This is a genomic window from Kitasatospora sp. NPDC093102, from assembly GCF_040683915.1.
In the GTDB taxonomy this organism is placed as follows: Bacteria; Actinomycetota; Actinomycetes; order Streptomycetales; family Streptomycetaceae; genus Kitasatospora.
In genome coordinates this window covers 231,070-245,149 of record NZ_JBFBFA010000003.1, presented here as the reverse complement: position 1 = coordinate 245,149, position 14,080 = coordinate 231,070, and the positions used below count along the sequence as shown (strand labels likewise).

Sequence of the window (14,080 nt, the reverse complement as noted above, 5' to 3'; positions counted from 1 at the left end):
CCGACTGCGCAGCCATCGTTCTCTCTTCCTTGCAAACCCGACCACGACGGAAGGCGTCGCTCACCGGCCCCCGCCGGGAGCCGGTGAGCGACGCCGCTCGACTGCCTTACTGCTTCTGGTTGAGACGCTTCGCGATCTCGTCGTCGGCCTTCTTGGCCGCGGCGGCGTAGTCGCCGGTCAGCGCCGAGGTCAGGAAGTCCTTGATCGGGTTCGGCTCGTTCTCGACGTTGGTCCAGGTCGGAACGTTCGGGGTGGTCGCGCCGTTGGCGGACGCCGGCAGGGCGGCCTTGGCGAACTCGCCGGTGACCTTGCTGTTGAGCGAGACCTTGTTCGGGATGAGGCCGGCGCCGGCCATCAGGCCCTCGTTCTTGTCGCTCATGGCGATCTTCAGGAAGCCCTTGGCGAGCTCGGGGTTCTTGCTCTGCTGGGCGATCGCCAGGTTCGAGCCGCCGAGGAAGACGCTGGACGGCTTGTCCGCGGTCGCACCGGGGAGCGCGAAGTAACCGATCTTGTCGGCCGCCAGCTCCTCGGGCTTCGGGACCTCCCAGCCGAGGCCGATGATGGTGCCGATGTCGCCCTTGGCGAAGACGTCCTTCTGCTGCGGGGTGGCCTCGTCCTTGTCCTTCGGCGCGGTGGTCGAGTGGCTCTGCAGCTTCTTGTAGGTCTCGAACGCCTTCTGGCCCTCGGGGGTCGACAGGCCGCCGACCCACTTGTCGCCGTCCTTCTTCGCGAGCTTGCCGCCCTCGCTGGTCAGCAGGCCGAAGTAGACGTACCACTCCTGGCCGGGCATGTAGAGGGCGTCGGTGACGCCGGAGACGGCCTTGACCTTGTCCAGGTCGGTGTACAGCTCTTCCAGGGTCTTCGGCGGGGCGGCGATGCCGGCCTTGGTCCAGATGTCCTTGTTGTAGGTCACCACGCGGTTGGTGAAGTACCACGGGGCGGCGTACTGCTTGCCCTCGATGATCGAGGACTCGTTCAGGTTGGCGGCCCAGTCGGCGCCACCCAGGTCGGCCTTGTCCTTGGTGATGTCGAGCAGGCCACCGGTGGCCGCGTAACCCGCGGTCTGGGTGTTGCCGATCTCCAGGACGTCCACCGAACCCTCGGAGAGGGCGGCGGTGACCTTCTGGCCGATGCCGTTCCACTTCTGGGTCTGGATGTCGAGCTTGGCACCCGGGTAGGCGGCGGTGAAGTCGGCCTTGACGCTGTCCTCCCAGCCCTTGGGGGCCGAGCCGTCCATCAGCCACACGGTCAGGGTCTTGCCGTCGTAGTTCTTGGCCGACGAGCCGCCCTCGCTCTTCTTGCCGTCCGAGCCACAAGCCGCCAGGCCGACGACCATTGCTGCGACGCCGACCGCCGCGATGAGCTGACGCTTCACGCCATCCTCCTGAGGGATGCCTGGGTTGCCCCCGTCGGGCGGCAGCGGCAGACCCACACAAAGCGGGGGGAAAGGTGCCGCGGACCCCTTCGAACGGGTGGGGGGATTCATAGTGACCGGCCTAGTGGTGTAGACCAGATGCCTGGAGCTTGGCCTAGACCAATGGGCCTGTCAACGGCTGTTCGACCGATCCCGACCACCCGTTATCAAGCCGACACCGCACATCGTTCATCGCGTGATGAGGTATTCGTTCCGTAGCCATACATGCAACGATGTGAGCCGTTAACGATGTGGTGGGGTCGACGAAGACCTCGCGAGAAGCGGGAGAACAGGTCCGATGAGCAGCGACGGGGGAACCAGCGCCCAGGTCAACGACCCCGAGGTGAACAGCCTCCCGGCGCAGGCCGGCACCGACCCGACCGCGCGCGTCCCCAAGTACTACGGCCTGAAGCGGCACCTGCTGCAGCTCACCGAGACCCAGCCCGCCGGCACCCCGGTGCCGCCCGAGCGCGCGCTGGCCGCCCAGTTCGACACCTCGCGCACCACCGTGCGCCAGGCCCTCCAGGAGCTGGTCGTCGAGGGCCGGCTGGAGCGCATCCAGGGCAAGGGCACCTTCGTCGCCAAGCCCAAGGTCGCCCAGGCCCTCCAACTGACCTCCTACACCGAGGACATGCGGGCCCAGGGTCTGGAGCCCACCTCCCGGCTGATCGAGATCGGCTACATCACCGCCGACGACCGGCTCGCCCCGCTGCTCGACATCAAGCCCGGCGGCCGGGTGCTGCGGATCGAGCGCCTGCGGCTGGCCAACGGCGACCCGATGGCCATCGAGGTCGCCCATCTGTCCGCCAAGCGCTTCCCCGCCCTGCGCCGCAACCTGGCCAAGCACAGCTCGCTGTACGCGGCGCTGCGCGAGGTGTACGGGGTCACCGTGGCCGAGGCCGAGGAGACCATCGAGACCACCCTGGCCAACCCGCGCGAGGCCGGCCTGCTCGGCTCCGACCTCGGCCTGCCGATGCTCCAGCTCTCCCGGCACTCCTTCGACGCCGAGGGTGATCCGGTCGAGTGGGTCCGCTCGATCTACCGCGGCGACCGCTACAAGTTCATCACCCGGCTGAAGCGTCCGGAGTAGACCCACTCCCCCGCCGCACTTCGGGCACCGGCGCACGCGACCCGCGCGCCGGTGCCATGTGCGTTCTGCGACGGCGGCGCCCTTTCCGTCCACCGCGGTACCGCATTCCTGTTGCCCCGCGGCGCCTTTGCGCCCCTCGACAGCGGCACCTTTGCGCCCCCCGACGGCGGACATCGGTCGGTTACGTCCGACTGGCGGGAAGTTCCGTCGATTCCGGTGACATGGATCACCCCATGCTCTAGATTGCGCAGCCGTACTGACCTGACTGCCGATCACCGATGGTGCTGCTCGGCGGGCCCGTGCGGCGCTCGGCGCCGACCGGGCTGCGGCGCCGACGGGGACCTCTCCGGAGCGGAGCCGACGATGCCCTCTGATCCCCCGACCGTCGACGATGTCATGCCCGAGCCAGCCGGGGAACCCGTCCCGGCGGTGACGCCCGAGCGGGTGCTGGCCGGCCTCGCCCTGCTCGTGCCGATCGTCGCGATGCTCTGGGTGTCCTCCTACGACAAGGGAGACCCGGCGGTGGCCGGGATGCCGTTCTTCTACTGGTACCAGCTGCTCTGGGTGCCGGTGTCGGCCGTGTTCACGGTCGCCGCCTACCTGCTGATCACCCGGGACGAGAAGGCCCGCAAGGCGGCCCGGAAGGGCGGTGCGCGATGAAGGACGTCAACGTGCCGGCCCTCGTGGTCTTCGTGCTGTTCTTCGCCCTGGTCACCGTGATGGGCTTCCTCGCCTCGCGCTGGCGCCGCGCGGACGACGCGGCGCACCTGGACGAGTGGGGCCTGGGCGGCCGCAGCTTCGGGACCTGGGTGACCTGGTTCCTGCTCGGCGGCGACCTCTACACCGCGTACACCTTCGTCGCCGTCCCGGCGGCGGTGTACGCGACCGGCGCGGCGGGCTTCTTCGCGGTGCCGTACACGATCATCGCCTACCCGCTGGTCTTCCTCTTCCTGCCTCGGCTCTGGTCGGTCTCCCGGGTGCACGGCTACGTGACCCCGGCCGACTTCGTGCGCGGCCGGTACGGCTCGCGGCCGCTGTCGCTGGTGGTGGCGCTCACCGGCATCCTGGCCACCATGCCGTACATCGCCCTGCAACTCGTCGGCATCCAGGCCGTGCTGGACGTGCTGGGGGTCGGCGGCGGGGAGAACGCCAACTGGTTCGTCAAGGACCTGCCGCTGTTCATCGCCTTCGGCGTGCTGGCCGCGTACACCTACTCCTCCGGCCTGCGCGCCCCGGCGCTGATCGCCTTCGTCAAGGACGCCCTGGTCTACATCGTGATCATCGTCGCGGTGATCTACATCCCGATCCGGCTCGGCGGCTACGGGCACATCTTCGACACGGCCGCGCAGCACTTCAAGGAGGCCAAGGCCGGCTCACTGACCATCCCCGAGAACAAGCAGTGGACGTACGCCACGCTCGCCCTCGGTTCGGCGATGGCGCTGTTCATGTACCCGCACTCGGTGACCGGCGTGCTGGCCTCCAAGTCCCGCAACACCGTGCGCCGCAACATGGCGATCATGCCCGCCTACTCGCTGATGCTGGGCCTGCTGGCGCTGCTCGGCTTCATGGCGCTCGCGGCGGGCGTCGGCAAGGGCGTCAAGGGCTACAACTCCCAGCTGTCGGTGCCGCAGCTGTTCGCGGACATGTTCCCGGACTGGTTCACCGGCGTGGCCTTCGCCGCGATCGGCATCGGCGCGCTGGTGCCGGCCGCCATCATGTCCATCGCGGCGGCCAACCTGTTCACCCGCAACGTCTACAAGGAGTGGCTCAAGCCCGCCGCCACCCCCGCCGACGAGACCCGGATCGCCAAGCTGGTCTCGCTGCTGGTGAAGGTCGGCGCACTGGTCTTCGTGCTCGGCATGGACAAGCAGGCCGCGATCAACCTCCAGCTGCTGGGCGGCCTGTGGATCCTGCAGACCTTCGTGGCGATCGTCGGCGGCCTGTTCACCCGCTGGTTCCACCACTGGGCGCTGTTCGCCGGCTGGGCGGCCGGCATGGTGTACGGCACCTGGAAGGCGTACGGGATCGCCAGCCCGGCCACCAAGCACTTCGGCGGCAACGCGGCCGAGATCCCCGGCATCGGCCAGATCGGCTACATCGGCGTGACCGCCTTCGCGCTCAACCTGATCGTCTCGGTGGCGCTCACCCTGGTGCTGCGGGCGGTCAAGGCGCCGGACGGCCCGGACGAGACCAAGCCGTCCGACTACAGCGCCGAAGCCGGCGACGACGAGCCGAAGAACGCGCCGGAGCCTGTAGCGGCGCACTGATTCGCGCGGTACGCGCCCTGTGATCGCGCCGCCTTCTCCGTGAACACTGGAGAAGGCGGCGCGATCATATGTATGAACAGGCGTGTACGCCGGGCACCACCAGACCGGACCGGCATCCGGCCGGGACCTGATCGACCACGGGGAGCTCGCGGCCATGGCAGAACTCGGTACCACCCTCAACGGCCAGCACCAGTCCACCCAGAGCCAGCACCACCACGTCACCGCGCAGGGCCAGCACGGCACCGCCCACCGCCCGGCGGCGGCCGGCCGGCTGCCGTCCGTGCTGATCGCGACCCGGCACGGGGAGTCCACCGCCAACGTCGAGTTCCAGCTGGCCGAGGCCGCCGGAGCGCTCAGCGTCCCGATCAGCTGCCGCGACGCCGACATCCCGCTGTCGCTGCACGGCCGCCGTCAGGCCCAGGCGCTCGGCCACTGGTGGGCCGGCCTGCCCAGCGCCGACCGCCCGCGCAGCGTCTGGTGCTCACCGTACGTGCGCACCGCCGAGACCGCCCGGATCGCACTCGCCCAGGCCGCCGGGCTCGGCGCCGTTCCCGTCACCCTGGCCCTCCGCTACGACGAGCGGCTGCGCGACCGCGAACTCGGCGTCCTGGAGATGCTGCCGAAGGCTGCGATCGAGGCCAAGCACCCGGAGGAGGCGGCCCGGCGGCGCAAGATGGGCGAGCTGTACTACCGCCCGCCGGGCGGCGAGTCCTGGGCCGACGTCGCACTGCGGGTGCGCAGCCTGCTGCGGGACCTCTGCGAGGAGGAGGCCGGACGGCCCGTCCTGCTGGTCGCGCACGACTGCACGGTGCTGATGCTCCGCTACGCGCTGGACCGGCTCACCGAGGAACAGCTCACCGCGCTCGGGCCGGTGCACAACTGCTCCACCAGCCTCTGGCGGTCCCAGGAGGGACGGCTGCGGCCGGACGGCTGGAACGGGGTCGATCACCTGGCGGCCGAGGAGGACTGACGGTCCGTCATGGCGCGCCCGGTTCGGAGGCCGGGTCCGGGCCGGCGAAGCAGCGCCGGTAGGCCAGCGGCGTGGTGCCCAGCCGGCGGCCGAAGTGGTGCCGCAGGGCGGCCGCGTTGCCGAAGCCGCAACGGGCGGCGATCGCGTCCACCGACTCGGTGGTGGACTCCAGCAGCCGCTGGGCGAGCAGCACCCGCTGGCCGACCAGCCAGCGGTGCGGGGTGGTGCCGGTCTCCTGCTGGAAGCGCCGGGCGAAGGTGCGCGGCGACATGTGCGCCCGGCCGGCCAGCTGCTCGACGGTGGCCTCCTCGGCCAGGTGGTGGCGCATCCAGTCCAGCAGCGGGGCCAGCGATTCGCCGGCGGCCCCGGGCAGCGGGCGGTTCACGAACTGGGCCTGCCCGCCCTCCCGGTGCGGCGCCACCACCATCCGGCGGGCGATCTCCCGGGCCACCTCGGCGCCCTGCACCTTGCGCACCAGGTGCAGGCAGGCGTCGATGCCGGCCGCCGTCCCGGCGGAGGTGATCACCGGGTCGTCGTCCACGTAGAGCACGTCCGGCTCGACCGTGGTCAGCGGGAAGCGCGCGGCCAGCGCCTCGGTGTGCCGCCAGTGGGTCGCGGCGCGGCGGCCGTCCAGCAGCCCGGCAGCACCCAGCACGAAGGCGCCGCTGCAGATGGACAGCACCCGGCCGCCGTCCTCGACCACCCCGCGCAGCGCCTCCAGCAGCGGCTCCGGGTAGGTGCGGCGGATGCCCGCCGCGGTGACCACGGCGAGGTCGGCCCCGGCCAGCCGCTCGGGTCCGTACGGGACGTCCACCGCGAAGCCGGAGTGGGTCGCGTGCGGCCCCGGGCGGGCCCCGGCGATCGCGAAGTCGTACCCGGGCAGCCCGTCGGCGGTGCGGTCCAGGCCGAACACCTCGCAGGCCACGCCCAGTTCGAAGGGGTGGATCTCCTCCAGCACCACCGCGACCACGTTCTCCAGCATGCCGTCCAGAATGCCCCCGGCACCCGCCCCGGCGGAAGAATCCTGGTGGCAGGAATTCGAGGCGATCGGTCGTTCCTGCCACTCGTGGCCGCCGTGGGCGCCCGGCCACAGTGGTGCCCATGGACAGCGACACCCTTTCCGGCGCACTCGCCCTGGCCGCGGCCCTCGGCGGCTTCGGCCTGCTCGGCGTCCTGATCGGCCGCGAAGCCTCCCGTGGCCCGGCGGCCGGCCGCGACAACCACCACCGCCCGGGCGGCTACCCCGCAGACCCGGCCCGCCCCGAGCGGCTGTACGGCACCCCGCCCGCCGCCGCCCCGCGCCCCGGCGCCGACCGGGCCGCCCTCCCGGCCCGTTCGACCCCGGAGAACCGTCCCGCAACGGGCTCCGGCACACTGGCCCGATGGACTTCCTCATCCGCCAGGCCCTCCCGGAGGACCTGGCCGACGCCGGCCGGATCACCGTCGAGGCCTTCGTCGGCGACGGCTACACCAGGCCCACGAGCAGCTACGTCGAGCTGCTGCGCGACGCCGGGCGACGGGCCCGGGAGGCCGAGCTCCTCGTCGCCGTCGACGCGGCCGGAACCGGGGTCCTCGGCTGCGTGACCTTCGCGGTCGGCGGCACCGAGTGGGCGGACATAGCCTCCCCGCAGGAGGGCGAGATCCGGATGCTCGCCACCGCCACCGCCTCCCGCGGCCGCGGCGTCGGCGAGGCCCTGGTCCGCGCCACCGTCACCCGCAGCCGCGAACTCGGCCTGGCCGGCATGGCCTTCTCCACCCGCCCGGAGATGACCGCCGCCCACCGGGTCTACGAACGCGTCGGCTTCCGCCGCACCCCCGGGCGCGACTGGTCCCCGTACCCGGGGATGGATCTGATGGTCTACACGATGGCGTTCTGAGCGGGCGGCCCGCCCTGAACACCCGTCACGGCCTCTTGTCGTACCCGGGCGCCACGTAGACCGTGTACCGGCCGTGCTTCCCGCTCGTCACCACGGTGACCACCCGGTACCCGGCGGCCTTCAGGGTGGGCTGGATCGCCTTGTCGATGGCCGCGGTCTGGGTGAAGTCCAGGACCACGACCTTCCACTCGTGGGCCTGGATGCCGGCCTGGATCGCGGGCACCCCGTTCTGCATCTCGCCGGTGGCCGGGTCCCGGCGGAAGACGGCCACCAGGTCGTGCCACTGCTGCCAGTTGGTCTGCTTGCGCAGGTAGTACGCGGGGACGTTGTAGTTCTCGACCAGGTACCGGTCCTCGCCCTTGACGATGTACGGCTCCAGGGCGGCTACGAACTCCTTCGAGTTCGACCACTCTCCGTACATCTCCCGGCCCTGGGCCGAGCCCACCCAGACGAGCGGACCGACCACCAGGGCGGCGGCCGCCACCCCGGCCACCAGGTGCAGCCGGCCCTTCAGCCAGAGCACCGTACGGGCCAGGACCAGACCCACCACGATGCAGGAGAACCAGGCGCCGAAGTCGACGTGCTTCTGCAGGGACAGCCAGGTGTGGATGCGGATCTGGTTCACCGGCGCCATCAGTCCGGCCAGCAGCAGGAGCAGCGCCAGCCAGAACTCGGGCCAGGCCGCACCACCGCGCCGCCGCGCCCGCACCAGCTGCACCAGCACCCCGGCCAGCGCGACCACCAGCAGCGGGCCGACCCAGCGGGCGGCCTCCGAGGCCACGTAGGAGTACGAGTCGTGGCCCGGGGCGCGCTTGAGCGTGGTGTGGTTGAAGCCGTTGACGTACTTCTCGCCGGCCGCCAGCGCCGCCGCACCGACCGCCACCACGAAGGTCAGCAGCACCAGCAGCCCGCGCCGCCAGGCCTCCCGGAGGCGCAGCGAACCGCGCGGCCCGGCCAGCACCGCGATGCCCGCCACCACCGGCACCCACAGCAGCGCGGCGTACTTGGTGGCGCCGGCCAGGGCCAGCAGCAGCCCGGAGGCGACCAGGCTCGGGTAGCCGCCGCCCGTGGTCAGCCGCACCGCGAAGTACCCGGCCCAGGCGAGGATCGCCAGCGCCATCGCGTCGTAGGTGGCCAGGCCGCCGAGGAACTGGGTGGGGCCGAGCGCGACGAAGGCCGCCGCCGCGCAGAACGCCGCGAGCGAGCCGTGCAGCCGCCGGGTGGCCAGGTGGACCGCGACGGTGGCGGAGAGCATGAACGCCAGGCTCAGCAGCCGGGCGCCGTTCAGCCCGCCGAGGAAGTCCGCGACGGCCACCACCACCGGGTAGATCAGCGGGGAACCGGAGAAGAAGGTCTCGTACGTCGACACCGGGGTGCCGTGCCGCAGGTGCGCGATCTCCTGGTAGCCCGCGTAGATGTAGGTGCCCTCGTCGATGAAGGCGGTGTTGCTGAGGATCAGGTGGTACGAGAGCGCCCCCTGGATCAGCAGCACGGCCAGCAGCGGCAGCCAGTCGGCCCGCAACGCCGGCCGGGCCGGGTGCGACAACCTGGGCGGCCCTGGCTTGCGGCGGCGCCGGTCGGCCGCCGGGTAGGCCTGCGCCGTCCCGGTGGCCGCCCGGTCGCGCTCGCCGAGGGCCACCCCAGCCGGCCTGGCCCCGCCGAGGACGGGCTTGCGGGTGGACTCGGGCCGGATCCAGCGGCCGTCCGCGCTCATCAGTACTGCTCCTCATCTGGGACTTCGCATCCGGACGGGCCCTGGAGCCCACGCCCCGGGGCGCGCTTCGGCCGCCGCCCCACACTGCCGGGGGCGGCGGCCGGACGTTCACGAGGGCCGGTCGGCCCTGCGGCGGGTCCTGCGGTCGTCCTCACCGGACCGCGGAACCCGCCCCGACGGGCTCAGCCGCCGAGCCAGGCACCGGTCGGCGCGGTGGCCGGAGGCGAGCTCGGACCGGCCACGATCTTGACGATGTCGGCCTCGGGCAGCACCTGGTCCCACACCTGGATGTCGGCGACCGCGCCGTGCCAGGGATCGGCCCACTGCGAGTTGGAGCTCAGCCGGCCGATCTGAAGGGTGTTGCCGCCGCTCGGCGGCACCCCGGCCGACTTGGCCGAGGACTGCGAAGCGCCGTTGACGTACAGGGTGATCTGACCGGACGGGTCGTCGTACACGCCGGTCAGCAGCACCCACTGGTTGACCGTCGCGTCGCCCTTGGACCAGGCGATCGCCGAACCGCCGCCCGGCACCTGGACCTTGAAATACCACTGGTCGTGCCCGTTGTTGCTGGCCCGGCCCAGCGAGTACGAGTAGTACTGGCCGTCGCCCTGGCTGACCGCGCTGCGGTTGCCGTTGGGCACGTCGACCAGCACCCGCGCGGAGACGGTGAAGCTCTTGCTCACGTCGACGACCGGGGTGGACGTCGAGGCGAACGAGTCCTGGCCGCTGGGCAGTTTGAGGACCTGCCCGGAGAAGCCGGGCATCGTCCCCTGCTTGGCGTCGGCACCCAGGTTGAGCGCGGCCGAGCCCTTCTTGGCGGGCAGCGAGCCGACGGTCGGCGGGCTGTCGATGCCCTTGACCGGCGGTGCGCTCGCCGGGCTCGACGGGCTGGAGGTCGTCGGGCCGGGCTGGCCGGTGCCCTGGGCCACCGGCTTCTTCTCCTTGTCGTGCTGGTAGTACCAGTACCCGCCGCCACCACCGGCGGCGGCCACCACGACCACGGCGGTCACCACGCCGATCAGCTTGCGCCGGCGGCTGCGCGTGGCGGACTGCTCGTTCTGCTCGGCCAGCGCCTCCCAGTTCGGTGTGCCGGACTGGGAGACCGGCACACCGGACGGGGGGACCGGCTGCTGGAAGCCGCCCTGCTGCTGCCAGTGCGCCACGGGCTGGGCCGGCTGCGCGCCCGGCGGGAAGGGCTGCTGGCCGACGGGCGGACCGGGCTGTGGCATCGGCGCCTGCGGCTGGACGGGGTACGGCTGGACGGGCTGCGCCTGCTGCGGCGCCACCGGACCGGGCTGTGGCGCCACCGGACCGGGCTGCACCGGCCCCGGCGCCAGCGGGGTGGGTCCCCCGCCCGGATGCGGCACCGGCGGCACCGGCTGCGCGGCCGGATGCGGCGTCATCTGCTGGGGCTGCACGGGCGCAGCGGGCGGCGGCCCGTAGCCGGACGCGGGGCCGAAGGCTCCGCTCGGGGACTGCGGTGGCACACCGGTGGCCGGAGCGGCCCCCCCGGCCGGTGCCTGCTGCGGTGGCGTGGGGGGCTGGCCCGGCTCGCCACTCGGTACCGGTCGATCGCTCATGGCCCGAATGCTAGGGCATCCACCCGGCCACGCCCATGGGGGGTGCGCGGACGAAACGTCAATGCGGCTGCGGTTTACCGCGCGCGACGCCGGCTCACGCGGCTCCGTTGTACGGCAGCTTCCAGCGCTGCGAGACGGTGTCCGCGCACGGCCTCAGGAGCACCGCCGTACCGTCCGCGAGCGCCCCGCCCGCGGTGCCCAGGCACAGCCCGGTGTCCTGGTGCTTCAACCGCTGCCCGGGGGCGGTGACCCAGCGCTGCGCAGGGCCGCCGGTGCACTCGGCCAGCGTCACCGAGGAGCGGTCGGCGGCCGGCGTCAGGCAGGCCGCTCCGCCGCGCAGCGAACCGTCGTTGCCCACCGTCCACCCGGTCGAGACGGCCTGGTCGCCGCAGGATCCGACGGTCACCGGCGTCCCGGCGATCCCGCCGCCACCGTGCCGCAGGCAGATCCCCGGAGCCCCCGCCGGGACCTCGCCGGCCGGCAGGCCGACCCGGTTGTGGAAGGCGAAGGAGTTGCTGCGCAGGCCGGTCCCGCCGCTCCAGACCTCGAAGCCCGCCTGCACCCGACACAGGTAGGAGCCCTTGGGGACGTACCCGCGGGCCATCGCGTCGGCGGTGAACAGCCGCAGGTTGAGGCCGCGGGTGGTGTGGGTGGGTGCCGTGCGGACGTAGCTGATCACGCTGTGCGGGCCGGTGATCGGCGCCTGGTAGACGTGATAGCTGGCGTCGCCGAAGGGCAGGGCGTCCGACACCTTGTCACCGGCGGGCCGCACGTTGTCGGTGGCGTCCAGCCAGATCATCACCTCGGCGCTCTCTCCCGGGAGGCAGTTGCCCGGGCTGGAGCCGTACCAGAGGTCGAAGGAGAGGTTGAAGGAGCCGCTCACCCGGCCGTTGGCGTCCCAGTCGGCGGTGGCGTCGCCGAGTGCGCTGACCGGCACCGGCAGTCCGCTCGCGCCCGGGGCGGTGGAGACGTTGGGGTAGGCGCCCGGGGCGAGCGGGTTCTTCGGAACGAAGTCATCGGTCCGGGACAGCGTGAACCCGCTGTCCCCGACCGGGTCCACGCAGACGGTGCCGGCGGTGTTCCACGGGTTCGGTTCGAGGACCTTGGCGCCGCCGTCCAACGCCAGCTTGGGGAACGGCTCCTGCGCGGTCGAGCAGAGACCCGGCCCGGACGCCGCCGTCGTGGCGGCCGGCGGCTCCACCGCCCCGACCTCGCCGCTGCACCCGGCCAGCAGCGCGGCGACCGCACCGAACGCGGTGACCGCCCGCAGGCCCCGCGCCAAGCGCCCGGCCGTGCCGCCCTCGATGATCATCACTCTTCCCCGAACCGTCCTCGCCCGTCGAGCGGACAACCGTACACAAGCATTCCGGCCGCACCCTCGTTCACATCACGATCGGAACTCGATATCGGTTCCTGGCGGCTGACGGAAGAGGGGGGAGCGCACTCCGTGCGATCGGTCCCGTACGATCCTGGCGTCCCCTGGTGCCCGAGCGACAACGGCCGCCTGGCCGGGACGGTTCAGACTCAGTACGGCTTCGGGGGAGTAGAGCACGTGACTGTCACCGAGAGCGCGCGACTCGCGGGAGGCGGTCAGCCGCCGGTCTCACGACGCCGCAGTCGGCGCGACCCGGCCGCCCGCAACCGGTGGGGCCTGCTCCCCCAACCCCCGGACAACACCGAGAAGTACCTCTACGCCCGCACCAACCTGTGGGTGCTGACCTGCTTCTCCCTCATCAGCTTCGCCTGCATGGTGGCCAGCGAGATCGGGCTGCTGAGCGCGACGCCGTGGTTCCTCTTCTTCGTACCGCCGCTCGCCTTCACCATCGTCTACTACCTGATCTCCCGTTGGGTGCACGGCTTCAACGAGACCTTCGACCTCTCCGCCCACCGGGCCCTGGTCAAGTCCTGGCAGCCCGAGCGCTATCCGACCGTCGACATCTTCCTGCCCGTCGCCGGCGAGCCGATCGAGGTGCTGCACAACACCTGGACCCACGTCGCCCGGCTGCGCGACCAGTACCCGGGCGAGGTCACCCCGTACGTCCTCGACGACAGCAACAGCCCGCAGCTCGCGCAGATGGCCGTCGACTTCGAGTTCGTGTACGGCACCCGCGACAGGCTCGGCTGGTTCAAGAAGGCCGGCAACCTCCAGTTCGGCTTCCGCAACTCCGACAGCGACTACGTCCTCATCCTGGACGCCGACTTCGCGCCCCGGCCGGACCTGCTGAACGAAATGCTCCCCTACATGGAGGCCAACCCGCGCCTCGGCATCGTCCAGTCCCCGCAGTTCTTCCGCATCCTCGACTCGCAGAACTGGATCGAGCGCGGCGCCGGCGCCGTCCAGGAGCTGTTCTACCGGACCGTCCAGGTCTCCCGGCAGCGCAACGACGGCGCCATCTGCGTGGGCAGTTGCGCGATCTACCGGCGCGCGGCGCTGGAGGAGAACGGCGGCACCACGCTGATCGGCCACTCCGAGGACGTGCACACCGGCTTCGACCTGCGCCGCCTCGGCTGGGACCTCCAGTACATACCCGTCGCGCTGGCCACCGGCGTCTGCCCGGACAACGTCGGCGGCTTCTTCAACCAGCAGTACCGCTGGTGCACCGGCTCGATGAGCCTGCTCGGCAGCAAGAAGTTCTGGCAGACCAAACTGCGGCCGGTCACCCGGGCCTGCTACCTGTCCGGCTTCTTCTACTACATCCACACGGCGCTGTTCACCGTCGTCTCACCCCTCATACCGATCGTCCTGCTGCTCGCCCGCCCCGACCTGATCCGCTGGGAGAACACCGCGCTGGTGCTGCCCGGCCTGATCTACGCGACGATCATCTTCCCGCTCTGGCACCGCAACCCCTACCGGCTGGAGGCCTGGGCCGCCCGCATGATGTACGGCTGGGCGCACGTCTTCGCCATCTGGGACATCGTGCGCCGCAACCGGATGGCCTGGCAGCCGACCGGCTCCAGCGGCGCCAAGAGGAACAAGACCCGCCGGTTCTGGATCGGCGTCATCGCCTGGGGCGGCGGAACGGCCCTGCTCTGGGTGCTGCTGAGCATCTGGCGGATGCTCACCATGGGACCGCTGAACTTCGCCCTCGTCCTCGCCTCCGGCCTCTTCTACGCCACCATCGTGGGCCGGGTCCTCGTCCAGCCGCGCCCCACGGAAGCAGTGTGATC

At 71.6% G+C, this 14,080-nt stretch carries 11 protein-coding genes; 6 read left to right on the top strand and 5 right to left on the bottom strand.

The annotated features are described in order from the left end of the window. Nucleotides 1-106 precede the first annotated feature (106 nt). Nucleotides 107-1,375 carry an extracellular solute-binding protein gene (locus AB0O11_RS06775; protein ID WP_363382542.1) on the bottom strand — a complete coding sequence of 423 codons (1,269 nt, stop codon included), beginning with the start codon at nucleotides 1,373-1,375 and terminating at the stop codon, nucleotides 107-109. A gap of 337 nt (nucleotides 1,376-1,712) precedes the next feature. Here AB0O11_RS06775 and AB0O11_RS06770 point away from each other — a divergent pair, with 337 nt between their 5' ends. The 4 genes from AB0O11_RS06770 to AB0O11_RS06755 all read left to right on the top strand — a co-directional run bounded on the left by AB0O11_RS06770 (nucleotide 1,713) and on the right by AB0O11_RS06755 (nucleotide 5,741). Then, nucleotides 1,713-2,504 carry a GntR family transcriptional regulator gene (locus AB0O11_RS06770; RefSeq protein ID WP_363382540.1) on the top strand — a complete coding sequence of 264 codons (792 nt, stop codon included), beginning with the start codon at nucleotides 1,713-1,715 and terminating at the stop codon, nucleotides 2,502-2,504. A 396-nt stretch (nucleotides 2,505-2,900) separates the two neighbouring features. Further along, nucleotides 2,901-3,164, top strand: a complete 264-nt coding sequence (locus tag AB0O11_RS06765) for a DUF3311 domain-containing protein (RefSeq protein ID WP_363382538.1) — start codon at nucleotides 2,901-2,903, stop codon at nucleotides 3,162-3,164. Next, nucleotides 3,161-4,771 carry a monocarboxylate uptake permease MctP gene (gene mctP, locus AB0O11_RS06760; protein WP_363382535.1) on the top strand — a complete coding sequence of 537 codons (1,611 nt, stop codon included), beginning with the start codon at nucleotides 3,161-3,163 and terminating at the stop codon, nucleotides 4,769-4,771. The genes AB0O11_RS06765 and mctP overlap by 4 nt, the downstream gene beginning before the upstream one ends. 154 nt (nucleotides 4,772-4,925) lie before the next feature. Next, nucleotides 4,926-5,741: a histidine phosphatase family protein gene (locus AB0O11_RS06755; RefSeq protein ID WP_363382533.1), complete on the top strand. Its 816-nt coding sequence runs from the start codon at nucleotides 4,926-4,928 to the stop codon at nucleotides 5,739-5,741. Nucleotides 5,742-5,748: 7 nt separating this feature from the next. On the opposite strand, the gene AB0O11_RS06750 is transcribed toward AB0O11_RS06755, so the two are convergent. After that, nucleotides 5,749-6,723: a helix-turn-helix domain-containing protein gene (locus AB0O11_RS06750; RefSeq protein ID WP_363382531.1), complete on the bottom strand. Its 975-nt coding sequence runs from the start codon at nucleotides 6,721-6,723 to the stop codon at nucleotides 5,749-5,751. A 400-nt stretch (nucleotides 6,724-7,123) separates the two neighbouring features. On the opposite strand from AB0O11_RS06750, the gene AB0O11_RS06745 reads away from it, so the two are divergent. Further along, entirely contained in the window at nucleotides 7,124-7,618 is a 495-nt protein-coding gene (locus AB0O11_RS06745; RefSeq protein WP_363382529.1) for an N-acetyltransferase, read from the top strand. Between the two features lie 25 nt (nucleotides 7,619-7,643). Here the strand turns inward: AB0O11_RS06745 and AB0O11_RS06740 are convergent, their stop codons facing one another. The 3 genes from AB0O11_RS06740 to AB0O11_RS06730 all read right to left on the bottom strand — a co-directional run bounded on the left by AB0O11_RS06740 (nucleotide 7,644) and on the right by AB0O11_RS06730 (nucleotide 12,224). Then, a complete protein-coding gene (locus tag AB0O11_RS06740) occupies nucleotides 7,644-9,332 on the bottom strand; it encodes a hypothetical protein (protein ID WP_363382527.1) in 1,689 nt (562 codons plus the stop codon). Nucleotides 9,333-9,514: 182 nt separating this feature from the next. After that, on the bottom strand, nucleotides 9,515-10,912 hold the full coding sequence (locus AB0O11_RS06735) for a LamG-like jellyroll fold domain-containing protein (RefSeq protein ID WP_363382524.1): 1,398 nt from the start codon (nucleotides 10,910-10,912) through the stop codon (nucleotides 9,515-9,517). A 94-nt stretch (nucleotides 10,913-11,006) separates the two neighbouring features. After that, nucleotides 11,007-12,224, bottom strand: coding sequence for a ricin-type beta-trefoil lectin domain protein (locus AB0O11_RS06730; RefSeq protein ID WP_363382521.1), 1,218 nt, complete (start codon nucleotides 12,222-12,224; stop codon nucleotides 11,007-11,009). Nucleotides 12,225-12,659: 435 nt separating this feature from the next. Between AB0O11_RS06730 and AB0O11_RS06725 the strand changes: the two genes are divergently transcribed. Beyond that, nucleotides 12,660-14,078 carry a glycosyltransferase family 2 protein gene (locus AB0O11_RS06725; RefSeq protein ID WP_363382973.1) on the top strand — a complete coding sequence of 473 codons (1,419 nt, stop codon included), beginning with the start codon at nucleotides 12,660-12,662 and terminating at the stop codon, nucleotides 14,076-14,078. Nucleotides 14,079-14,080: the final 2 nt, after the last annotated feature.